Annotated in this window: 22 protein-coding genes and 1 pseudogene; 15 read left to right on the top strand and 8 right to left on the bottom strand. The window is 68.8% G+C overall.

Translation table 11 applies throughout. The annotated features are described in order from the left end of the window. Positions 1 to 10 precede the first annotated feature (10 nt). Both CES90_RS30910 and CES90_RS30905 read left to right on the top strand, forming a co-directional pair. Complete coding sequence (locus CES90_RS30910) at positions 11 to 757, top strand: SDR family NAD(P)-dependent oxidoreductase (protein WP_046915462.1); 747 nt, start codon at positions 11 to 13, stop codon at positions 755 to 757. A gap of 42 nt (positions 758 to 799) precedes the next feature. Next, positions 800 to 1807: an NADP-dependent oxidoreductase gene (locus tag CES90_RS30905; protein WP_063778526.1), complete on the top strand. Its 1008-nt coding sequence runs from the start codon at positions 800 to 802 to the stop codon at positions 1805 to 1807. Positions 1808 to 2054: 247 nt separating this feature from the next. On the opposite strand, the gene CES90_RS30900 is transcribed toward CES90_RS30905, so the two are convergent. Together CES90_RS30900 and CES90_RS30895 are read right to left on the bottom strand one after the other, a co-directional pair. Beyond that, the gene (locus CES90_RS30900) at positions 2055 to 2726 is read right to left on the bottom strand and encodes an alpha/beta fold hydrolase (protein ID WP_189786256.1); all 672 of its coding nucleotides are present in this window, start codon (positions 2724 to 2726) and stop codon (positions 2055 to 2057) included. Between the two features lie 388 nt (positions 2727 to 3114). Then, complete coding sequence (locus tag CES90_RS30895; protein ID WP_189786255.1) at positions 3115 to 3966, bottom strand: oxidoreductase; 852 nt, start codon at positions 3964 to 3966, stop codon at positions 3115 to 3117. Between the two features lie 183 nt (positions 3967 to 4149). Between CES90_RS30895 and CES90_RS30890 the strand changes: the two genes are divergently transcribed. Beyond that, positions 4150 to 5148, top strand: a complete 999-nt coding sequence (locus tag CES90_RS30890; RefSeq protein ID WP_208921467.1) for an AraC family transcriptional regulator — start codon at positions 4150 to 4152, stop codon at positions 5146 to 5148. Positions 5149 to 5331: 183 nt separating this feature from the next. Here the strand turns inward: CES90_RS30890 and CES90_RS50085 are convergent, their stop codons facing one another. Beyond that, positions 5332 to 5586: a hypothetical protein gene (locus CES90_RS50085; RefSeq protein ID WP_229914203.1), complete on the bottom strand. Its 255-nt coding sequence runs from the start codon at positions 5584 to 5586 to the stop codon at positions 5332 to 5334. After that, on the bottom strand, positions 5586 to 5819 hold the full coding sequence (locus CES90_RS50080; protein ID WP_229914202.1) for a TetR/AcrR family transcriptional regulator: 234 nt from the start codon (positions 5817 to 5819) through the stop codon (positions 5586 to 5588). The genes CES90_RS50085 and CES90_RS50080 overlap by 1 nt, the downstream gene beginning before the upstream one ends. Before the next feature lie 10 nt (positions 5820 to 5829). Here CES90_RS50080 and CES90_RS30880 point away from each other — a divergent pair, with 10 nt between their 5' ends. Together CES90_RS30880 and CES90_RS30875 are read left to right on the top strand one after the other, a co-directional pair. Continuing rightward, on the top strand, positions 5830 to 6258 hold the full coding sequence (locus tag CES90_RS30880) for a hypothetical protein (protein ID WP_229914201.1): 429 nt from the start codon (positions 5830 to 5832) through the stop codon (positions 6256 to 6258). Between the two features lie 128 nt (positions 6259 to 6386). After that, positions 6387 to 7811, top strand: a complete 1425-nt coding sequence (locus tag CES90_RS30875; protein ID WP_189786252.1) for an FAD-binding protein — start codon at positions 6387 to 6389, stop codon at positions 7809 to 7811. A gap of 68 nt (positions 7812 to 7879) precedes the next feature. On the opposite strand, the gene CES90_RS30870 is transcribed toward CES90_RS30875, so the two are convergent. Together CES90_RS30870 and CES90_RS30865 are read right to left on the bottom strand one after the other, a co-directional pair. After that, positions 7880 to 8263, bottom strand: coding sequence for a hypothetical protein (locus CES90_RS30870; protein ID WP_189786292.1), 384 nt, complete (start codon positions 8261 to 8263; stop codon positions 7880 to 7882). A gap of 71 nt (positions 8264 to 8334) precedes the next feature. After that, positions 8335 to 8741, bottom strand: a pseudogene (locus tag CES90_RS30865) (MFS transporter); the annotation flags it as partial. A 276-nt stretch (positions 8742 to 9017) separates the two neighbouring features. Here CES90_RS30865 and CES90_RS30860 point away from each other — a divergent pair. Beyond that, positions 9018 to 10520, top strand: a complete 1503-nt coding sequence (locus CES90_RS30860) for an aldehyde dehydrogenase family protein (protein ID WP_189786250.1) — start codon at positions 9018 to 9020, stop codon at positions 10518 to 10520. Here CES90_RS30860 and CES90_RS30855 read toward each other — a convergent pair. Beyond that, positions 10493 to 11071 carry a TetR/AcrR family transcriptional regulator gene (locus tag CES90_RS30855; protein ID WP_208921466.1) on the bottom strand — a complete coding sequence of 193 codons (579 nt, stop codon included), beginning with the start codon at positions 11069 to 11071 and terminating at the stop codon, positions 10493 to 10495. The genes CES90_RS30860 and CES90_RS30855 overlap by 28 nt on opposite strands. A gap of 184 nt (positions 11072 to 11255) precedes the next feature. Here CES90_RS30855 and CES90_RS30850 point away from each other — a divergent pair, with 184 nt between their 5' ends. From CES90_RS30850 to CES90_RS30820, 7 genes are read left to right on the top strand one after another with little or no spacing between them, the layout of a single operon-like run. After that, positions 11256 to 12065: an enoyl-CoA hydratase/isomerase family protein gene (locus CES90_RS30850; RefSeq protein ID WP_189786248.1), complete on the top strand. Its 810-nt coding sequence runs from the start codon at positions 11256 to 11258 to the stop codon at positions 12063 to 12065. After that, positions 12062 to 13180 (top strand): CoA transferase, encoded by a 1119-nt coding sequence (locus CES90_RS30845; protein WP_189786247.1) that lies wholly within the window; start codon positions 12062 to 12064, stop codon positions 13178 to 13180. The genes CES90_RS30850 and CES90_RS30845 overlap by 4 nt, the downstream gene beginning before the upstream one ends. After that, positions 13177 to 14376 (top strand): CaiB/BaiF CoA transferase family protein, encoded by a 1200-nt coding sequence (locus tag CES90_RS30840; RefSeq protein ID WP_189786246.1) that lies wholly within the window; start codon positions 13177 to 13179, stop codon positions 14374 to 14376. The genes CES90_RS30845 and CES90_RS30840 overlap by 4 nt, the downstream gene beginning before the upstream one ends. A 14-nt stretch (positions 14377 to 14390) precedes the next feature. Beyond that, a complete protein-coding gene (locus CES90_RS30835) occupies positions 14391 to 15518 on the top strand; it encodes a thiolase family protein (protein ID WP_189786245.1) in 1128 nt (375 codons plus the stop codon). Next, on the top strand, positions 15515 to 15940 hold the full coding sequence (locus CES90_RS30830) for a Zn-ribbon domain-containing OB-fold protein (RefSeq protein ID WP_189786244.1): 426 nt from the start codon (positions 15515 to 15517) through the stop codon (positions 15938 to 15940). The genes CES90_RS30835 and CES90_RS30830 overlap by 4 nt, the downstream gene beginning before the upstream one ends. A gap of 1 nt (position 15941) precedes the next feature. Next, complete coding sequence (locus CES90_RS30825; RefSeq protein WP_189786243.1) at positions 15942 to 16853, top strand: alpha/beta fold hydrolase; 912 nt, start codon at positions 15942 to 15944, stop codon at positions 16851 to 16853. 2 nt (positions 16854 to 16855) lie between these two features. Next, a complete protein-coding gene (locus CES90_RS30820) occupies positions 16856 to 18325 on the top strand; it encodes a CoA transferase (RefSeq protein WP_189786242.1) in 1470 nt (489 codons plus the stop codon). A 210-nt stretch (positions 18326 to 18535) separates the two neighbouring features. Here the strand turns inward: CES90_RS30820 and CES90_RS30815 are convergent, their stop codons facing one another. Continuing rightward, positions 18536 to 18805, bottom strand: coding sequence for a hypothetical protein (locus tag CES90_RS30815; RefSeq protein WP_189786241.1), 270 nt, complete (start codon positions 18803 to 18805; stop codon positions 18536 to 18538). 454 nt (positions 18806 to 19259) lie between these two features. On the opposite strand from CES90_RS30815, the gene CES90_RS30810 reads away from it, so the two are divergent. Together CES90_RS30810 and CES90_RS30805 are read left to right on the top strand one after the other, a co-directional pair. Continuing rightward, positions 19260 to 20483 (top strand): cytochrome P450, encoded by a 1224-nt coding sequence (locus tag CES90_RS30810; RefSeq protein ID WP_189786240.1) that lies wholly within the window; start codon positions 19260 to 19262, stop codon positions 20481 to 20483. Continuing rightward, positions 20480 to 21367 carry an SDR family NAD(P)-dependent oxidoreductase gene (locus tag CES90_RS30805; protein ID WP_189786239.1) on the top strand — a complete coding sequence of 296 codons (888 nt, stop codon included), beginning with the start codon at positions 20480 to 20482 and terminating at the stop codon, positions 21365 to 21367. The genes CES90_RS30810 and CES90_RS30805 overlap by 4 nt, the downstream gene beginning before the upstream one ends. Positions 21368 to 21389: the final 22 nt, after the last annotated feature.

Below are 21389 nucleotides of genomic sequence, written 5' to 3'. Positions count from 1 at the left end.
GAAACGATCAATGACCATCACTTCCAAGGTCGCCGTGGTGACCGGTGCCGGACGCGGGATCGGCCGAGCCGTCGCCGCTCGGCTGTCCAAGGACGGCTTCCACGTCGTCGCGGCGGACCTCGACGCACAGGGCGCGCACGACTGCGCCGAAAGGGTACGGGATTCGGGCGGACAGGCCGAGGCCCTGGCCCTGGACGTCACCGACCGCACCGCCGTCCGGGCCGCGTTCGCCGACATCCACCAGCGCCTGGGACGTATCGACGCGCTGGTCAACAACGCCATGTGGATCAAGTACGCACCCCTCGTCGACTTCGACGAGGACGCCGTCGACGCGATGTTCGGCATCGGGGTGAAGTCCTCGATCTGGACCATGCAGGCCGCCATCCCCGTCATGAAGGCACAGGGCGGCGGAGCGATCGTCAACCTGTCCTCCCCAGCCGCCATACGCAGTGTTCCCGGCGGCGCCCTGTACTCGGCGGTCAAGGGCGCGGTCACCAGCCTGACCCTGCAGTCGGCGGGCGAACTGGGCCGGGACGGGATACGGGTCAACGCCGTCATGCCCGGCTCCGTGCCCACCGAGGGAGCCAGGGCCGTGGTCGACGACTCCGGGTTCGAACTCCGCAAGACCCGCACACCGGTGGGCCGCCTCGGCCGCCCCGAGGACATCGCCGCCGCCATCGCGTTCATCGTCTCCCCCGACGCCGACTTCGTCACCGGGCACGTGCTGGCGGCGGACGGCGGATTCAGCGTCACCTGAGCCAGGCGTCAACGGTGACGCCCACGAAGAAAGCAGATACTCATGAAGACTCATGCCTGGGTTGTCGCGGAAGCTTCCGTGGGCAAGTACGACCCCAAGTGCCTGCGCTGGGAGGAACGCGAAGTGCCTGAGCTGGCCGACGGTCAAGTCCTGGTCAGAACCACCCTGCTCTCCATCGACCCCACCTCCCGCAACTGGCTCAAGCTCGACCCCGAAACGACGCTCATCCCGATCGGCGTGGGCGACGTCATGATCGGCGCGGCCGTGGGAGAGGTGGTCGCATCACGCGTCGCGGGGTTCGAGCGGGGTGACCTGGTCAGCGGTCTGTGGGGCTGGGCGCGGTACTCCCTCGCCGACCCCCGGTACATCCAGCGCCACGACCGGGACGAACGCATCCCCGAAGAGGCGTATCTGTCCGTCTTCTCCCACGTCGGCCGGGCGGCCGCGATCGGCCTCGTCGAGATCGGCCGGCTCAAGCCCTCGGACACGGTCGTCGTCTCCGCGGCGGCGGGGGCGACCGGGTCGCTCGCAGTGCAGATCGCCAAGGCGAGGGGCTGCCGGGTCATCGGCATCGCCGGCGGGGAGCGCAAGTGCCGCCAGATCGTGGAGGAGTTCGGAGCCGACGACGCCATCGACTACCGGACGGCGGACGTGCGAGCGGCTATCGCCGAGAAGTGCCCGCAGGGTGTGGATCTCTTCTTCGACAACGTCGGCGGCCCGATCCTCGACGCTGTTCTGGCGAACATGGCGTGGAACTGCCGGATCGTCGTCTGCGGCGCGATGTCGCAGTACGACCTCTCGGGCCCCGAAGCGGCGTACGGCCTCACCAACGTCCCGCTCCTGCTGTACAAGTGCGCCCGCATGGAGGGCTACGTGGCCGCCGCGTACGCCGACCGCTACGAGGAGTTCGACGCCGTCCTGCGCACTCTGTACCTCGACGGTTCCCTCACCGCCCGCTCTCACATGATCCAGGGCTTGGAGAACGCACCGGACTCGATCTCTCTGCTGCTTGACGGCAGCAATGAGGGAAAGCTCATGGTGAAGGTCTAAAAGCCCACCGCGGCGGGGCCAGTCCGCTGTCCCCGCCGCCTGGTTGCTACGGCTCATCTCCGGCTCACCCGCCCCAGTAACCCTGCCAGACGGTCAGCGCTCTGCGGCGTTTCGGTGGCGCCCTCCCTTCTTGGCATTGCCGAAGCGGACCCGCAAGGTCTCGAGGAGCTACCGATAGGTGGGCGTCATCGTTCTACGCCCGCCGAGCGAAGCGCGACGTTGGTGACGAACTTTGCGATCGAGTCGTTCACGACCGCCTCTGCCTCGTCCATGATGAAGTGCCCGGCATCGCGAATGAGAACGGCTCGGAAGTCCGCGATGCGACCGGCAAGATCGTCCAGGTATGGCGTGGAGGTCTCGTCGCTGCGAACACGACGCATCGGGGTTGCGGCGTCGACGTAGGTCGCCTGCAGGGCGAGTACGGGAACGGTCGGCCCGATGCGGTCGATGGCAGCGTCGAACTGGTTGAGTCCCAGTGCTCGATGGCCTGACCGTAGCTCATGAACTCCGGGGCGGGCGTGCGGTCCATTTCCGCGAGCATCTTGGCGCGGCCCTTCGCGTCCGGGTCGGTGTGCAAGGCAGCGAAGGCGCTGCGCAGGAAGCCCTTGAACTGCTCGTCCGTAAGATCAGACACGTCAGTGAGATCGGCCATCCTGCTCCCATCGAGGAGAACGACCCCGAGCGTGCGATCCGGCCGGTCTGCAGCTATCTGCAGCGCAACGCGGGAACCGAGGCTGTGACCGGCCACAACGACATCTCTGAGGTCGAGCGTGTCGATGAGGTCCTCGATGTCACGCGCCGACTGGTCGACGCTGAAGTCCACATACTCGCCTGAGGATTCGCCATGACAGCGCTGATGCGCGGCGATCACGGTGAACCGATCGCTCAGCCTCGTCTCCCGAGCCGTCGTCGTCGCCACCGGCATCACCGAAGACGGCAATCGCGAGGTCCTAGGGCGGCCTCCGACTACCTCAGTGATGAGGACTATGACCAGCTCGCTGATGACTGGGCCGAGAAGACAAGAACCGCTCCTACCTGAAGATATGAGGGCCGGGCCCCCTTCCGTGCTAAGCCCGGTGGATTCTGTATCCGGGTCCCATGCGAACTCGGGAAGGAGGCCCGGGAGCCGACCAAGGCGGTGGGATCAACGTCAACAGGAAGCCGTCAGCCGGTCCTGCTTTGCCAGGGCGGTGTGCGGCGAGTTGTGCCCGCACAGGTACACGTGCTCGGCAAGGCGTAGGGGAAAGGGATCAAGTGCCGGGGGCGGTCCGCGCGTGCCGTGCCGGATCGATCGGGTGTGGCACACGTCAGTTGTTCGAGGGTACGTACTTCCCGGGCACGCCGGTGGCGCGGCGCATGAAGGCGTCGAAGGTGCGATTGGGCAGCGTGTTGTGCAGGAAGATCATGGGCTTGGCGCCGAAGCCGACGGCGTAACGCGTCTTGGGCCGGCGTGCCCGGACGGACTTGACGATGGCCTTGGCGATCAAGTCCGGCGACGACATGCGGCGTTCGTTGGCCTCCGAACTGAGCGAGTCGGCCACGGCGTTGGCCTGCGGGGCGTACGGGCCGGTGCCGGAGACGGCGCGGGCCTTCTGCGCGGCGATGCCGCCCCACTCGGACTTGACCCCGCCCGGTTCGATCACCACGACGTCGATCCCGAAGGGCTTGAGCTCCATGCGCAGGCAGTCGCTGAGCGCTTCCAGCGCGTACTTCGTGGCGTGGTACCAGGCTCCCAGTGAGGTGCACATGCGGCCACCCACCGAGGTGATGTTGACGATGGTCCCCGAGCGCTGCGCCCGCATGTGCGGCAGGACCAGCTGGGTCAGGCGCGCCGCGCCGAACACGTTGACCTCGAACTGTTCCCTGGCCTCCTGCAGGGGGACGTCCTCGACGGCGCCGTAGGAACCGTAGCCGGCGTTGTTGACGAGGACGTCGAGCCGGCCGGTGTCGGCGATGAGCTTCTCGACGCCTTCCCGCATGGAAGTGTCGTCGGTGACGTCCATGGCCAGCAGCCGGATCCCCTGCTCGGCCAGGTGTTGCATGCGCTGCACACGCCGCGCCGCGCCGTAGACGGTGTAGCCGGCCTCGCGCAGCCTGAGTGCGGTGGCCTCGCCGATCCCCGACGAAGCTCCGGTGACGAGTGCGACCTTGCGGGTCATGGTGGTGATCCTTTCGGTGGACGTGACCTTTCGCTGTGAACGCTAGAAGTGGATCTGCGGCCTGGCACTAGCGTGGCGCGCCAACTCACTTGCGTATGACGCCAGCTTTCGGTGGCGGGCTTGGCGAGAGGAATGGCGCCATCTGCTGGTGACAGGCATGCCGGTGGCCGTTACTCTCCCGTCGTGAGCACCGGACGATTCACCCTGGATCCCAGCATCAAAGCCCTGCTGAAGGACCTCGGCGTGTCATCGACCCGGGTGCTCCGGCGCGCCCGGCTGCCTGCCGACCTGTTCGGCCGCGGCCCGGTCGACCTCCCCGTCGAGGAGTACTTCCGGCTGTGGGAGGCACTCGAGGCCGAGAGTGGCGATCCGGACCTGGCTGTCGCGATCGGCCGGTCGATCTCGGTCGAGATGTTCAACCCGCCGATCTTCGCCGCCCTGTGCAGCCCCGACCTGCGGACCGCAGCGGAGCGCATCGCCCTCTACAAGCCCCTCATCGGGCCCCTGCACCTGCGGCTCGACAACGGCGACGAAGGCTTGACGATCAGCTTCCGGTGGCCGCCGGACACGCCCCCGCCGCCCCAGCTGGCCGCCGCCGAGATGGTGTTCTGGGTCGCTCTGGCCCGGATCGCGACCCGCCACGACGTCCGGCCGGTCCGGGCCGTCGATCCCTGGCTGCCTGCCGAGCACGCCGGCCTGGACGACTACCTCGGCGTAGAAGTCCACAAGGGACAGACGCACGCGATCACCTTCGCGCCCGCCGACGCGAACCGCCCGTTCCTCACCGAGAACGAGCAACTCTGGCGGTTCTTCGCCCCGGAACTCCGCCGTCGCCTGTCCGACCTGCAGGCGACGGCCAGCGTCGCCGAGCGGGTGCGGGCCGCGCTGCACGAAACACTTCCTGCCGGCGGAAGCTCCATGACCGCGGTCACCCGTCACCTCGCCGTCAGCAACCGCACCCTGCAACGACAACTGCAGCTCGAAGGAACCAGCTTCCAGGAAATCCTCGCCACGACCCGCGAAAACCTGGCCCGCCACTACCTCGGCAACAGCACCATGCGCATCGCCGAAATCGCCTACCTACTCGGCTACGACGACACCAACTCCTTCTACCGCGCCTTCCGCACCTGGACCGGAACCACCCCCGACGCCCTCCGGACCGCAGCCGTCGCCGGAGTCTGAACGGGCCGTCGCGGGACCTCGACCGGCTCGCTCATGCGGCCCATCGGATCGCGAGCGACGAGATGGCGGCGGAGTCATCAACGAGTACAGGCACGCCGCGTGAGGTGCCGCGATGACTTATCGAGCGGCGCATGATCGGGCGACCTCGTCCACCTTCCGGGAGCAGGGTGCCGACCTGGCCTGTCACTCCGCGGGGCTCGGAACCTCCGGTACCGGGAGCAGGCGTCGCAGCAAGGACTCCTCCAGTTCGATCAGGATGGCCTCATTGCCGGCGGCGGAACTCGGCAGGGTGCGCCACAGAACGAGCTGACCGTGCAGGGCGGTCCACAGGTGGACACCCAGGTCCTGCGCCTCGGCCCGACGGCCGGGGACCACTTCGGCGAGGTAGGCGTGGTCGGTGGTCGGTGGCCGGTCGGGCTCGTACTCCAGACTGAACATCAGCCGGTAGCGGCCGACCCGCCGGCCTCGCTCATCACGACGGCCAGTGCGTGGTAGGTGACGTCGAGCACTGTGGTCACCAGTTCGGCCTTGTTCTTGAAGTGCCGGTAGACGCTGGGTGCGGAAATGCCGACCTCGCGGGCGCCTCCCCCGCAGGGAGAGCGCTTCCTCGCAACCCCGGGCTGGTCAGGGCTGGAACCCCTCCCTGGTCGGGGCTGGTTCCCGCGGCACAAGCCAAGGCGGTTGCGGGCGACCTACCACCGCACCCGCGGTGTTCGGCACCTGCTCGGTGTGCTGGATCTGGCTACCGGGAAGATCCACTACCGGATCCGTGATCGTAAGCGGCGTCAGGAGTTCCTCGGGTTGTTGAAGTCGCTGCGAGTCCGCTGGCCCGACGACAAGCTCTACGTCATCGCCAACAACTTCTCGGCCGATGTCCGGGACTGGGCCGCAACTCATGACGTGGAACTGGTGTTAACGACTCCCGATGCACCTGGGGGCGGGGAGACCGAGTGCGGCGGCCTCGTCGCGAACGGCGACGAACTCGTCGCGCAGGAGGCGCGCGTGTCGTTCGGCAATGCTGTGGTCGAGCTGGCTCATGAATCCCTCGGGTCGGCGGCGCAGTGCGTCGAGCCTCGCACGCGAGCGACACGCGGTCAACTATCTAGTTGATTTCAATCAACTAGATAGTTGTGGTCGCGCTCGAGCGGCCTTATGGTCGCCGCACAGGCTCGATCGTGCGACGTGCCCGACCTCGAAGTCACCTGTGCTTTTGTCAGCGACGACAAGAAAGAGTGATCATGGGGATCATCGATGAACTGAAGGGTCCGTGGGACCTGGTCGTGGTGGGACACGGTTTCGCCGGTCTGTCCGCCGCGCGCGCCGCCCTCGAGGACGCGGCAGCCGAGGGGCGGTCGCTCCGGGTCGCCGTGCTCGAGCGTGCCGCCGCGGCGGACCGCGGCGGCTCGACGGCGTGGACGCACGCGTACCTGCGACTCACCGGCGACGGAGAGCTGGACCCGTCGTGGCAGCGGAACGTGCGGGAGAACGCCGGTGCCCGCGCCAACGAGGACTACATCGAGGCGTTCGGCAGCAACGTGCCCACCACGCTGCGGTGGCTGCGCGAGGCGGGGGTGCAGACCCCGAGCTCGCCGAGCCCCTTCTCGCCGTCGGGTCACAGCTGGAACATCGAGGGCGGCGGCCGGGCGGTCATCGAGGCGTACGTGCCCCGAATCACCGCCGCGGGCGGTTCGTTCTTCTACGAGACGACCGCGCGCGAGCTCGTCGTGGCCGAAGACGGCTCGATCGCCGGTCTCGTCGTGACGGCCCTCAACGGCGCCATCGTCACGATGGAGTCCCGCGCCGTCGTGCTGGCGTGCGGCGGATTCGAGGGCAACCCGGAGATGCTGACCCGCTACCTTCCCAATGCACACCAGCTCACGACGGTGTCGCCGGGAACCGACAACAACCGCGGCGACGGCATCCGGATGGCGGTCGGGGCGGGAGCGGACACGGCCGGACAGTTCGACGGTGCGCACATCGAGCCGTGCGACCCGCGGGTCACCGGTCCGGAACCGCTCGTGGGTGCGTGGTACTACGGCATCCTCGTCGACGGCGACGGCCGTCGGTTCATGGACGAGGCTTGCCAGGGGTACGACCTGCAGTTCGACCGGGTGGCCAACGAGATCTTCCGCAAGCAGATCGGCACCGCGTACGCCATCATCGACGTCGGCGCCCAGCGCACCGTGCCCTGGGCGACCGCGATGAACGACGGCGCGGCGGAACCCGTCGTGGCCGAGACGATCGCGGAGCTCGCGACGCAGCTGGGCATCGACGCCGCCGCCCTCACGCAGACGGTGGAGGAGTTCAACGCGGCGGTCGAGGGGAACATCATCAACCCGTTCATGCCCCTGGACGGCATCGGCACGCGCGGCCTGTCGCCGGCCAAGAGCAACTTCGCCGCGCCTCTCACCGAGGGGCCCTACTCGGCGTGGCCGATCGCCCCGCGCATCTGCTTCACCTACGGGGGGCTCCGCGTCGACGGCTCGAGCCGCGTGCTCACCCCGGCGGGCAAGCCGGTCCCCGGCCTGTACGCGGCGGGGGAGATCGCCGGCATCTTCTACAACGAGTACCCCGCGGGCAGCTCGGGCCTGCGGTCGATGACCTTCGGGCGCCTCGCGGGCAAAGCGGTCGTCAGTGACGCCGCCGTCGCGCTGACGGTCTGAGCCGTCGCGCGAGGGGTCGGGTGCGAAAGCGCCCGGCCCCTCGTCTTTCCGCGGCTCGCGCCGCACCGCTATCCCCGGGTCGCCGCGTTGCGCGCCGCCCGGTCTCTGTCAAGGATGACTCCCGGCGGCATCGTGACCACGCCGGCCCCGATGAGCGACAGGCCGAAACCTCCGACGCTCTGGGGCCTCTCGAGCAGCTGCGGATGGACGATGCTCGAGGCGAAGAGCGAGAACCCGACCGCGAACGAGGTCAGATCGGTCACGACCCACCCGGCCAGCACCATCAGCGCCGCCGCGGATGTGAGGAAGGTGGCCGGCGAGGTCCAGCCCCACGTGGCCCCGTAGGACAGCAGCACCAGGAGCGCACTGGTGACGAGGGCCAACCCCGCCGCGTCCAGGGCGTCGAACCGTCCGCCGCTGCGCCGCGCGCTCTCGGGGACGGCCGCCACCACGAGCGCCGCGAAACCGCGGTCGCCCCGAACGTCCAGCGCCAGCCGGCGAGCTGATTGACGATCGCGCTGATCGGCAGTCCGAGGACGCCTCCGACGCCGAGCGTCGCGCTCATCAGAGCGATCGAGGTGTCGAGGCGGCGCGCGGGAACGGTGTCGCGGAGGATGGAGATCCCCGCCGGGATGATGTGCCGGTCGCCGCCCCCTGCAGTCCGCGGCCGAGGGCGAGCATCCACAGCGCTTGCGCGCCCGCCAACACGACCGAGCCGAGGGCCAGCAGCGCGAGGAGCGCGAGCTCGACGCGGCGTTTGCCGATCGTGTCGGCCAGCCGCCCCGAGATCGGGGTGAGGACCGCCGCGACGAGGAGCGTCGCCGTGACGGCCCACGCGGTCTCTTCGCGTCCCGACGCGAAGAGGTCGAGCAGGTGCGCCTGGATGGGGGTGATCGCGGTGAAGGCGAACGACGATCCGAGGCCCGCCACGGCGAGCACGGCGACCACCCTTCCCGGGTGCGGGTGATGGTCATCCGCTCGGCGCGCATCGAACGGCTCGTCCACGGTGGCTCCTCTCTGTCGGCGTCGGCCGCGCGCGACCCGGCTTGGCGGGTGCGACCGCCGAGCAGGTCCTTGAGGGCGCGTCCTCGACGATCGACCACCGCGAGACTCGACGGTGTCGAATGACGGCCCTAGTATGAAGAAATCAACTAAGCGGTTGAAGTGGCCGTGGTGGCCCTCGCCGCACCGAAGAAAGGCCGGTCGATGACGACTTCACCCGCCACCGCCCCGACCCGCTTCCCGGAGATGGACCCGGAACGGCGATACGGAATGATCATCGACGGTCGCAGCATGCAGGCCGCCGACGGCGCCGTCTTCCGCTGCTTCGACCCGTACGAGGAAACCGAGTGGGGCTACGTCCCGGAAGCGTCGGCGCACGACGTCGACCGCGCCGTCGCGGCTGCCCGTGCCGCCCAACCCGCGTGGGCGGAGACCTCCCCGTTCCAGCGCCTCGCGCTGTTCCAGCGCTGGGCGGCTCTCGTGCGCGAGCATGTGGCGGAGATCGCGCGCATCCAGGTGCACGAGAACGGCAAGACGCTGACCGAGATGACCCTGGCGATGGGCTCGATCGCCAACGCGATCGAGTTCTGCGCGCACTACGCCACGACGCTCCACGGCGACACCGTGACCCCGATGATGCCGGGGCACCGGGCGTGGACGACGAAGGTGCCCGTCGGCGTCGTCGCGGCGATCACCCCGTGGAACAACCCCATCGGTCTGCTCGGGTGGAAGCTGTTCCCGGCCCTGGCGGTCGGCAACGCGGTGATCGTGAAGCCGAGCGAGGTCACTCCGGTCTCGACGATCCGGCTCGTCGAACTCGCCGTCGAGGCGGGCTTCCCCCCGGGCGTCATCAGTGTCGTCACCGGCGCTGGCGCGGCGGGCGCGGCGCTCGTCGAGCACGAGGGGATCGACAAGATCGCCTTCACCGGCTCGACCGCGACCGGTCGCCGGATCGCGCAGGCCGCCGCCGGCCGTCTCGTTCGCACGACCCTCGAGCTGGGCGGCAAGGGGGCCAACATCGTCTTCGCGGATGCCGACCTGGATCGCGCCGTCGAGGGTATCGTCGTCGGCCTCACCGCGGGGACCGGTCAGGCCTGCAACGCGGGCTCGCGCGTCCTCGTCCACGAAGACGTCAAGGACGAGGTGCTCGAGCGGCTCACGAAGGCCCTCGCGGCGCTACCCATCGGCGACCCGCTCGACCCCGGCACAGCCATCGGGCCGATCGCGTCGCGCCCTCAGTACGCGAAGGTGTGCGGCTACCTTGACGTCGCCGAGTCGGAGTCCACGACGCGGCTCGTCGCCGGTGGGCGCCGCGGAGCGGAGCCGTTCGGTATCGCCCGGGGGCTCTTCGTGGAACCCACGCTGTACGAGACCCCCGACGAGCAGTCGCGCCTGCGGCGGGAGGAGATCTTCGGCCCCGTCGGTTCGCTCATCACCTTCGCCACCGATGACGAGGCCGTGCGCATCGCGAACGAAAGCGAGTACGGCCTCGTGGGCGGACTGTGGACCACGGACGTGGACCGCGCGCGCCGCGTGTCGGAGCGACTCGACGTCGGCGTCGTGTGGATCAACACCTGGCGCGCCTTCAGCGGGAACGTGCCTTTCGGCGGCCGCAAGAACAGCGGCGTCGGTCATGAGATGGGCCTCGACCTGTTCGACGAGTACACCCACATCAAGGCCTACTGGCTGGGACCGGAGGGGCGCTGATCCTCTGACGTGCGCGCCAGCAGCGCGGCGATGACCTGATCGACCCCGTCGGCGACCGCGGGGTCGTCGGGCTCGAGCCCCGTCACGAGCTTGGTGATCTGGGGGAAGGCGGCCGGGCCCAGCGAGGCGAAGATCAGCAGCAGCGAGGCGAAGCGCGCATCGACGTCGGCGGGGAACGCGCCGCTCTGCTGCGCGTGCTCCAGCACTTCCCGCTGATTGTCGTACGCGGCCTTGCGGATGTCTTCGCGATGCACCGGACTGTCGCGGTTCTCCCAGTACTCCAGGCCTTCCCAGGCCAAGAGGCGCCGCCAGGTGATGCCGTCGCGCGCCTGCCCGGCGCGCAGGCGGATCATGTCGTCGAGGGTGCCCTCGCGCATCGCCGCCCAAACGGGGCGGTACGTGTCGACGAGCCGATCGAGGACGGCGTCGTACAGGCCCGACTTCGACGAGAAGTAGTAGTAGATCAGCTGCTTGTTCGCGTTGGCGCGCGCAGCGATCGAGTCGATGCGTACCGCCGCGAACCCCTTCGAGGAGAACTCCTCCACGGCCACGTCCAGGATGCGCTCGCGCGCGGAGGCGTTTTCCGATTCGGTGGACGCACGTGTCGAAGAAGAAGACATGGGGTCATTCAACCATCGGGTTGGACGGGTCCGCGTCGCCAGCGGCCTCGTCGTTGCGGAACTTTCGCTCGTCCAGTATGTTTCAACTATCTAGTTGATTGAATCAAGGATGATCATGACTGAAGCTCCCTTGTCTGCACAGACGCAGAATCCCGACGAGCCGCTGGTGCGCATCGACGACCACGACGGGTACGCCGTGCTGACCCTGAACCGCCCGGCCAAGCGCAACGCGATGAGCCGCGAGGCGGTGCGACAGCTGCGCGAAGCCCTGGCCGTGGTCCGGGACAAGCAGGCCGTCGTCCTGACGGGTGCCGGCCCGGCCTTCTGCGCCGGAGTCGACCTCAGTGAGCAGACGGGAGACGGGTTCTCCTCGCGCTCCAGCCAGCAGACGCACTACTGGACCGAGGTGCAAGCCGACATCCGCTCGCATCCCGCGATCTTCATCGCCGCCGTCAACGGCTACGCCCTCGGCGGAGGATCGACGCTCATCCACAGCTGCGACCTCGCCATCGCGGCGGAATCGGCGCAGATCGGCGCACCAGAGATGGGCTTCGGAGGATTTCCCTCTCACGCCGGCCCGGCGGCGGTGAAGCGGCTCGCGCCCAAGCACGCGGCACAGATCATCCTGCTGGCGCGCCGGGTCGACGCCTACGAGGCCCTTCGCATGGCGATCGTCAACAAGGTCGTGCCCGACGACCAGCTGCTGGCCGAGGCCACGGACTGGGCCAAGCAGCTCGCGACGTTCAACCCGGTGGCGCTGGACTGGGGCAAGCGCACCATCCAGGCGATGGAGAACCTTTCGTGGGACGACGCGATCGCCTACACCGAGATGACGGGTCGCATCGTCAGCGGGCAGACGCCGGCCACCCACGACGGCATCGCAGCGTTCCTGCGCGGTCACCGGGGAGTGGGGCAGGGAGCGTGAGCACCGCCGACTCGACGCGTGTCACCGGGCTGCTCCCGGCCTCTACGCGTGTCGTCGAGCTGGGGGAGACGTTCTCGACGGCTCTCGCCGGGCGCTTCCTCGAGCGACTGGGCGCCCACGTGACGCGCGTGGTGCCCACCGGCGAGGAGGCCGAACTCGACACTCTCGGGCCGCGGCTCGGCGACGATGAGCACGGCCCGTCGGCGGCCGGAGTCTGGTTGCGTCAGAACAAGGACACCATCGACCTTGATCCGCGCGCGCCCGAGGCGCGCGCTCGCCTCGACGACCTGCTGGACGACGCTGACGTCGTGCTCATCGCCGGGACTACCTCGCGGTGGAGCGAGAAAGGGATCGACCTCGACGACGTGCGTCGCCGGGCCAGTAGGGCCGTCATCGGCCATGTGACGGCGTGGGGCGATGACGGACCGCGCACGCACCTGCGCTCGAACGAACTCCTCCTGCAGGCAGCGGGCGGCTTCATGAACCTCGTCGGCTCGGCGAGCCGCGAGCCGGTGCGCCTGGGCAGTCACCCCCTGCAGGCCACGGCGGGACTGCTCGTCCTGGACGGCGTGATGATCGGACTCTTCCACCGTCAGTCGACCGGCCAGGCCACGTCGTTCGAGACGTCGGAGTTCGAAGCGGCGGCGCACCTGGAGTGGAAGATCGCCAGCACCTTTCAGACCGGCCGGCCCATCGAACGGCGGGGCGACGAAGGCGGGGGGCCGCTGGTCGCGCGCACGCGCGACGGGTACTTCGGCTTGTTCTTCACCCCCCGCGACTGGGACGGCGTGAAGGAGATGCTGGGCGACCCGCGCCTCGGCGATCCCCGTTTCGCGACCCCCCGTTCTCGAGCGCTCCACGAGAGAGAGCTCAAAGAGCTCGTCGAGGAGACCACCCTTCCGATGTCGAAGAAAGAGCTGTACGCCCGCGCACAGGCGAGGAGCATCCCGTCGGGGTACGTCGCGACGATGTCGGATCTGCTGGATTCTCCCCAGTACCGCGCGCGCGACTTCTTCCAGTGGGTCGAGGTGCCCGGGGTGGGAACGGGGGAGATCCCGGACGCCCCGTGGGTGGTTCGGACCATCGACGATCTCGACGAGGAGGATGCCGTATGAGCGGGCTGTTGCAGGGGCTGAAGGTCGCCGACCTCTCGATCGTCACCGCGGGAGCGGCGGCCACGCAGGTGCTCGCCGACTTCGGAGCGGACGTCGTGAAGATCGAGAGCGGGAACCGGCCGGATCTCTACCGGCTGGGCTTCACCCGCGACAAGGGCGGCTCGAGCGACCTCGCCTTCCCCCCTTTCCGCGTCGCCAACCGCAACAAGCGGGGCCTTGCGGTGGACCTGAAGACCGAGGAGGGGCACGAGATCGCCCGCCGGCTCATCAGTCGCAGTGATGTCGTGGTCGAGAACTTCCGCCGGGGAGCGATCGAGCGGCTCGGGTTGGGATTCGCCGACCTGGTCGCTCTGCGCCCCGACATCGTTCTCGTCTCGATCTCCAGCCAGGGCGCCACCGGCCCCAATCGGGGCTTCACCTCGTTCGGCACGACCCTGGACTCCCTCGGTGGCATCCAATCGCTCAGCGGATACGACGCGAACACCCCGACGTGGTCGAGTGGCCGGATCAACTATCCCGACCAGACGGCCAACTCCCTCGCCCCCGCGGTGATCCTGGCGGCCGTGATGGCCGCCCGGGCCGACGGTCGAGCCCGGTGGGTCGACATGTCGCAGCGTGAGACCGTGACCAGCCTGCTCGGAGACCACATCCTCGCCACGTCGCTCGGCGCCCCGAACCCGCAGCCCGACGCCAACAATGCTCCGGGCGCACCGGGATGGCTCTCGCGCTGCCTCGGCGACGACCAGTGGGTCGCGGTCTCGCTGGAGACCCGCGAGGACCGTTCGCGCCTGCACGCGGTCGTCGGTGACGCCGACGAGGGCGACGACGAGGCGCTGCGCCGTGCCACGGATGCGTGGGCCGCCGGACGCACCCGGGAGGAGGCCGCCGCGGAACTGCAGGCGGCGGGCCTGGCGGCCGCAGCGGTCGTCAGCGGTCACGAACTGCTCGCGGATCCCGACCTGCACGAGCGGGGCTGGTGGCAGACAGTCGAGCTCGCCGAGGGGGGAACCGAGAGGCAACGCGGACCGGTCGTGCGCTTCGCCGCGAACGACCCGCTCATCCGGAGGCGTGCCCCCCACGTCGGCGAGCACACCGCCGAGGTGCTCGCCGAGCTCGAGTACACCGCGGACGAGATCGATGCGCTGCTCGCGCGGGGCATCGTGTCGGCACCGCAGACGACGACAACACCGAACTGAGAGACGAAGACACGGTGGAAGACATCCGCGGCAAGGTCGCGATCGTCGGAGTGGGACACTCCGATCAGGGCACATTCCCGGGAAAGAGCGCCGAACGGCTGTCGATCGAGGCCATCACGGCCGCGCTGGCCGACGCGGGCATCACGCGGGAGCAGGTCGACGGCCTCATCACGTGCAAGTCCATCCAGGGCGGGAACGCGGACGTTTCCGTCGGGCCGCTGTTCGGAATGAGTCCGAAGTACGCCCAGACGCTCGACTACGGCACGTGCAACTTCTCGCTGCACCTGGCGGTACAGGCGATCCTCACCGGGCTGGCCGAGACGATCGTCCTGGTCTACGGCGCCAACGCTCGCTCGTCGAAGGTCAACTTCGCCGCCCCCACGCCGTCTCTCGAGGGGGCATCGGGCTTCGTGCACATCGCCGGGCAGGCAGGCATGGCGCTGCAGCGCCACAAGGCGCTCTACGGGACGACGGACGAGGAGTTCGGCTGGTTCGCCGTATCGGAACGCGAGTGGGCGCAGCGCAATCCCCTGGCGATCTTCCGCGATCCGCTCACGATCGAGGACTACCTGGCCAAGCCGTATCTCGTCGAGCCGCTGCGGCGCGAAGACGTCACGATGATCTCCGACGGCGGGGTCGCGCTGATCGTCACCAGCGCCGAGCGAGCAAAGGACTACCCGAACAAGCCGGTGTACATCCTCGGGATGGCCGAGGGGACGGAAATCATCGGTGATCGCTTCGCCGACTTCCCCTCCCGGCCCAACATCGGGGGCACCGCCGCCCGCATCTGGCAGAACACCGGGTTCACTCCGTCGGACATCGACATCCTCTACATCCAGAACCCCACCGCCGTGTGGAACCTGCAGATGGTCGAGTACTACGGATTCGCGCCGGTCGGCGAGGGCGGGCGCTGGGTGGCCGAGGGGCACACCCGGCCCGGGGGAGACATGCCGCTCAACACCAACGGCGGGCAGCTCTCCGAGAGCTACATGTGGGGCTGGCTCCACATGGTCGAAGCAGTTCGCCAACTGCGCGGGACGGTCGACCCCGACCGCCAGGTGCCCCACCCCGAACTCGCCCTCTACTGCTCCACCATGGCGTTCTTCAAGAGCGCCGCCTCGATCATCGGGACTTCGCAATGACCTACGCACCGACCTCGAACGCGACGCCGCAGAACCTTCCGGACGTCACCGACCCCGCCACCGCCGCCTTCTGGGAGGCGGCACGCGAGCACCGGCTCCTGGCGCAGAAATGCGACGCGTGCGGCGACCTGCGCTATCCGGCGACCGAGATCTGCCCCCGGTGCTGGTCGGACTCGCAGTCGTGGGTGCCGATCGCGCCGACCGGCGAGCTCTACAGCTACGTCGTCTACCACCGCGCGCTCGACCCGTCGATGAAGGACGAGATCCCCTACGTCGTCGGACGCGTGCTCACCGATGACGGCGTGGTCTTCACGGTCCGTCTTGACGTCGAGCCCGACGAGGCGCGAGTGGGGATGCGACTGGTGGCGTCGTGGAACGACGTCACCGATGCCGTGACCCTCCTCCGATTCGCGGCACCGTGACATGTCCGTCATGACAGCGCCTGGCGGCACGCTCGACTGGATCGAGCGGAACCTCGCCGTGCCGGCCCGCGAGCACCGGGTCGCTGTGGGCGGCGCTCAGATCGCCTACTGCGCATGGGGTCCGCAAGATGATGCGGACGGAATCCTGCTCGTGCACGGCGGGCTGGCACACGCGCGGTGGTGGGACCACATCGGGCCGACTCTCACCGGCTCCCGGGTGGTGGCCATCGACCTCTCCGGCAACGGCGACAGCACGCACCGCGACGCCTATGCGATCGACGGGTGGGCCGACGAGGTGGCGGCCGTCGCGCGAGCCGCCGGGCTCCGCCGCACCGTGCTGGTCGGGCACAGCATGGGCGGTGTTGTCGGCGTCGCGGCGGCCATACGCCATCCGCGGCTGTTCCGGATGGTCGTGACGGTCGACACCCGCTTCAACGATGCCGGTTGGCCGGGGCGCGACAAGCCCAGTCCGCGCTTCGATTCGGCAGAAGAGGGCATCGCCCGATTCTCGACTGGCCATTCGCGCACCGACGCGCCCCTCCCCGAGGTGCTGCGCCGCCATCTCGCGCAGACGTCCCTCCGGCGCGAGGGCGACGGGTGGCGGTGGAAACGTTCCGATCGCCTGTGGATCGAGAACGCGTCGCTGCGCGACCTCCTCCGCCGGCTCGTTGTGCCCCTCGCCATCATCCGGACCGACGGGGGAGTGCTCGACGCGGATGCCGCGGCCGAGATGCGGGACCTCACCCCGGCTCCATCCGCGGAAGCCGTCATCGCGGTATCCGGTCACAACCCGTTCCTGGATCAGCCGGTGGCCTTCGTCGCGGTGCTGCAGGCCCTGATGACCACTTGGCTGCCCGCGATCGAGCAGCTGGAACCGCAGAACACTTCCCGTCCCCACAGAGAAATCGGATGATCATGTCCCGTACCTTCCCCGAAACCCACCGCCTGCTGAGCCACTTGTGGAGCGCTCTGGGCGGCGACGCCGAGCTCACGAGCAACGTCACCTTCACCGGCGAGGGGGCCATGCCCTCGCCCTTCGCGTTGACCGATCTCGCGGGCGCGTCCAACGCCCTTGTCGCCACCGCCGTGGGCGAACTCCTCGGCGAGGTGGGTGAGCCGCACCCCGCGATCGAGGTCGACCGCCACATCGCCAGCGGCTGGTTCCGCCTGCCCCTCGGGCCCTCGCAGCCGCTGGGCGAACCGCTCATCGTCCCCATGCCGGCGAACCTCGACTTCTTCACCGAACTGCCCACGGCCGACGACCGGTGGCTGCGTCTGCACGGCATTTTCCCCTCGGCCCGCGCGCGGATCGTCAAGGCCCTCGGTGTCGCCGACGACATCGACGCCGTCGCGGCCGTCGTGAAGGCGGCCCCGGCCGACGAGATCGAGCAGCGGCTCGTCGACGGCAACGCCATCGTCGCCGCGAGCCGGACGCCCGAAGAGTGGCTCGAGACGCCGGCGGGGCGCGCGGTCGACGCCGAGCCGCTGGCGGCGTACACCGAGCACCCGGCGTCGGGTTCCACGTGGCGGCCCACTCCGGGCCGGCCCCTGGCGGGGATCAAGGTCCTCGACATGACCCGTGTGATCGCGGGCCCGGTGGGAACGCGGTGGCTTGCCGCGCTCGGCGCGGAGGTGCTGCGCATCGAGCGGCCCGGCTCCGACGAGGCCATCAGCCACGGGGGCCGCGGCGCAGAGATGGTGCTCGGCAAGCGCTGGGCCTTCCTCGACATCAAGACGCCCGAGGGCCTGGAGCAGTTCAAGCGTCTGCTCGCCGAAGCCGACGTCTTCGTCCACGGCTACCGGCCCGGGGCGATCGACGCGATCATCAGCGAGGAGGTGCGGCGCGCGATCAAGCCCGACCTCGTCGAGGTGGCCGTGCGTGCCTACGGCTGGACGGGCCCGTGGGCCCTGCGCCGCGGCTTCGACACCGTGGTGCAGTTCAGCGTCGGGCTGGCGAACGAGACGCAGCGGTGGGCGCTGGAAGACCCCGAGACGCGCGTGCCGATCTCGGTGAACGGGCTGATGGTCGACGCCTCGCGTCCCCGGCACACCACGGTCGAGGGGCTCGATTTCACCACGGGCCACATGATGGCCGCTGCGGCGATTCGCGGCCTGACCACGCGCGCCCGCACGGGCGCCGGATCGACGTGGAAGTTCTCGCTGGCGCGAACGGCCTCGCTGGTCATCAAGGACGCACGGTCGACGGCGGATCCGGGCCCGGCCATCCAGATCCCCATCGACGGGCCGTGGGAGGACCGCATCTACGCGGGTCCGTTCGGCCCGGTCAAGCGGCTCGTGTTCCCGGTGCGGATCGAGGGGACTCCCCTGTTCTGGGAGCGCCCGGCCGAGCGCGTGGGCTCCGCGACACCGAATTGGGCCTTCTGAACCGGGCACGCGATGCAGGAGGGGATGCCATGAGCATCACGTCATCACCGGTCCGGCGCCCTCTCGAGCAGTAGTCGAAGCTGAGGAACGTCCTGCACGGGATCCGTGGGAAGGCAGTCGTCGCTGCGCAGTCCGGAGAACAGCCAGGTCAGCGTGAGCGCCGAACCAAGTCCATTAAGGCAGTAGCTGCCGACGGGGTCACCAGGTAGGTCAGCGGCTTGCAGGTTCAGCCCAGCCCAGCTCGGCCCACACCTCGTCGGCGATCCCCCTGGGGTCGGCGCCGATCAGCGCGGCGACGCGGCGCGGCACTGCCAGCGCGCGGGCCGGGTCGAACCGGCGGGGAATCCACTCCCACTCCTGCAGATCGCGGAAGATTGCGCGGACGGCCATCAGGTTGTGGGACTTGGTGCGCGGAGAGATCGGTTTGCCGGCACGGCCGCGCAAGTGGTCGCGCCGCTGCACGTAGTCACCGACGCTCATGCGGCCCACCGCCGCGACCCAGGCGGCGCAGGTCGCCCACGTCCACTGCGCCGGTTCGTGGATCTCTGGGTGCTCGGCGGCCGGCTAGCGGCCTGCCTTGGCCACGACTGTGCGGATGATCGAGCGGACCTTGGGCGTCAGCGTCGAGGTGTCGTGTCAGCGCTGGATCCAATCCGCCCAGGCAGGATCGGTGCCCGCAATGGCGGGAGCAGGGTTGAAACCCGGCCGCGTGGGCACGGGACCTGTCCCGGACTCCTCTCCGCAGCGATCGACGCCTCAGGCCACGTGTCCGGGAATCCGGCCGGGCCCCTGGATCCCTCGCGCTCGACTGATCGCATGGCGCGATCAGTCGCTTGCGCAACCTGCTCGGTGTTCCCGATTGCGGTAACCAACTAGTTGATTTACTGTGTGCACGAGGTCTACACCGACCTCCCGTCGCCTCAAGGAGGATGCGATGTCGACGACCGCTCAGGCCCTTCTGCCTGATCTGGCCGACCCCGCAAGTTTTCAGGATGCGGTGCCGTTCGGCGCCTTCGACTACATGCGAAGCCAGCCTGGCTTCTACTGGCAGGATGCATCGATCGGCGTCGCGAACGGTGGCTTCTGGGCCGTCACGCGGTTCCAGGACATTCTCGACATCGAAGCGCGGCCCGACCTCTTCAGCTCCGTCCCGGGCGCGGCTTGGCCGGGCACCAACCTGCCTGCCGATCCGCAGCTCAACCCCACCATCGACCTGTTGATGCACATGGACCCGCCCCGCCACAGCTCGGTGCGTCGCGTCGCGGCGAAGGCGTTCGGTCCCCGGGTCGTGAAGAACTTCGACCCGTGGGTCCGCGAGATCGTGGTCGAGACGCTGGATCGCATCGGCACGCTCACGTCCTTCGACTACATCACGGAGGTCGCTCAAGTCGTTCCGGCCCTGGTGATCGCGCAGATCCAGGGGGTGCCGCGTGAGCAGCGGCAGTGGATCGTCGATCGCACGCTCGACGCGTTCGCTGCACAGGGGACGGGTGACCTCGCCCAGACGGCAGAAGCGATCGAGAAGACGATGGCGTACTACCGCGAGGAGCTCATCCCTCTGAAGCTCAGGGAGCCGCAGGACGACATGACGACCGTGATCGCCCACGCGATCGAGCGAGGCGACGTCACGATCGGCGAGGGCCACAGCTTTCTGAACCTGCTGCAGGGCGCCGGCTTCGAGACGACGCACACGTTGATCGGTCAATCGATGCGGATGCTCCTCGAGGATCCGGAGGTCGCGGAGAGGACGGTGCGTGGCATCGACGAACTGGGCCCCGACAAGGTAGTCGACGAGTTCCTGCGCATTATCACGCCAGCCATGTTCATGTCACGGACGGCGAGCGAGGACACCGTGGTCGGCGGCCAGGAGGTGCGCAAGAACGACCTCCTCAACCTGTACTTCATCGCGGCGAACCGTGATGAAACGGTGTTCGATCGCCCCGATGAGTTCGACCCGTGGCGCACGGAGACGGCATCGCTGACGTTCGGTTCGGGAACACATCGCTGTATCGGCAACGCGCTCGCGAAGCTGGAGTTGCGGATCCTTTTCGAGGAGATGTCGAAACGCGGGTTCTCGCTCAGGCTGGACGGTGAGCCGCAACGCGGCCGGTCCGTCTTCATCAATCAGATCCGCTCCCTTCCGGTGGCCTGGGCATGAGCGCGGTGGAGACGAGCCTGGACGGCCAGACGGCTCTCGTGACCGGAGCCGCCACCGGCGTCGGCAAGGCCATTGCGACAGAGTTGGCGCGCCGTGGAGCGCTCGTGGTCGTGAGCGACATCGATGACGACGGCGGACGGAAGGTGGCCGCGGACATCAACGGGTCCGGTGGACGTGCAACGTACGTCCACGCCGACGTGACGTCGACCACCGACCTGGCGGGCGTGCTGAAGGCGGCCGGAGTAGCCCAGGACGGCCTCAATATCGTGGTGGCCAACGTCATGGGGGGAGGCGCTTCCGGCTCGATCTGGGAGACGGACCCGGAGACCGCCCGACGCACGTTCGACATCATGGTGTTCGGTGTCTACAACGTGATCCGCACATTCGCGCCGGCTCTGATCGGCACGTCCCGTTCCGGGTCCCCGGCCCGCCTCCTGGTCGTGGGGTCCGAGCACTCACTCGGCGTGCCGCCGCATGTCTTCCCCGCCAGCGTTTATACGACGGCGAAGTATGCGTCGCTCGGGCTGGTGGATACGGCCCGGCGCGACTTCGCCGACTCGGGGGTCTCAGTGACTCTGCTCGCCCCGAGCTGGGTGAGGACCGAGAAGCTGGTCGAGCTGATCCGCTCATCGCGAGAACTCGCCGAAGCCATCGAGCCGAACGCTCAGAACGCCGACGAGGTCGCCCGGCAAGCGGTTGACGGCCTGATGAAAGGCGACTACATCACCGCCACCAACCCCGGGACCCGGGAGTTCGCTCTCGAGCACGCGCGTCAGGTCATGGCGTCGGTCCAAACGTTGCCCGTCGTCGGTCCTTCCGACGATGCGTCTGTGCATGACGGCACCGGTGATACCGCGCAGTGTCCTGTCGCCGGGCACATGTGACGTCCTGACGGCACCGATAGGG

Source organism: Streptomyces capitiformicae (assembly GCF_002214185.1).
GTDB classification, from domain to species: Bacteria; Actinomycetota; Actinomycetes; order Streptomycetales; family Streptomycetaceae; genus Streptomyces; species Streptomyces capitiformicae.
The sequence above is the reverse complement of the archived record's forward strand: the minus strand, read 5'-3'. Positions and strand labels throughout refer to the sequence as shown.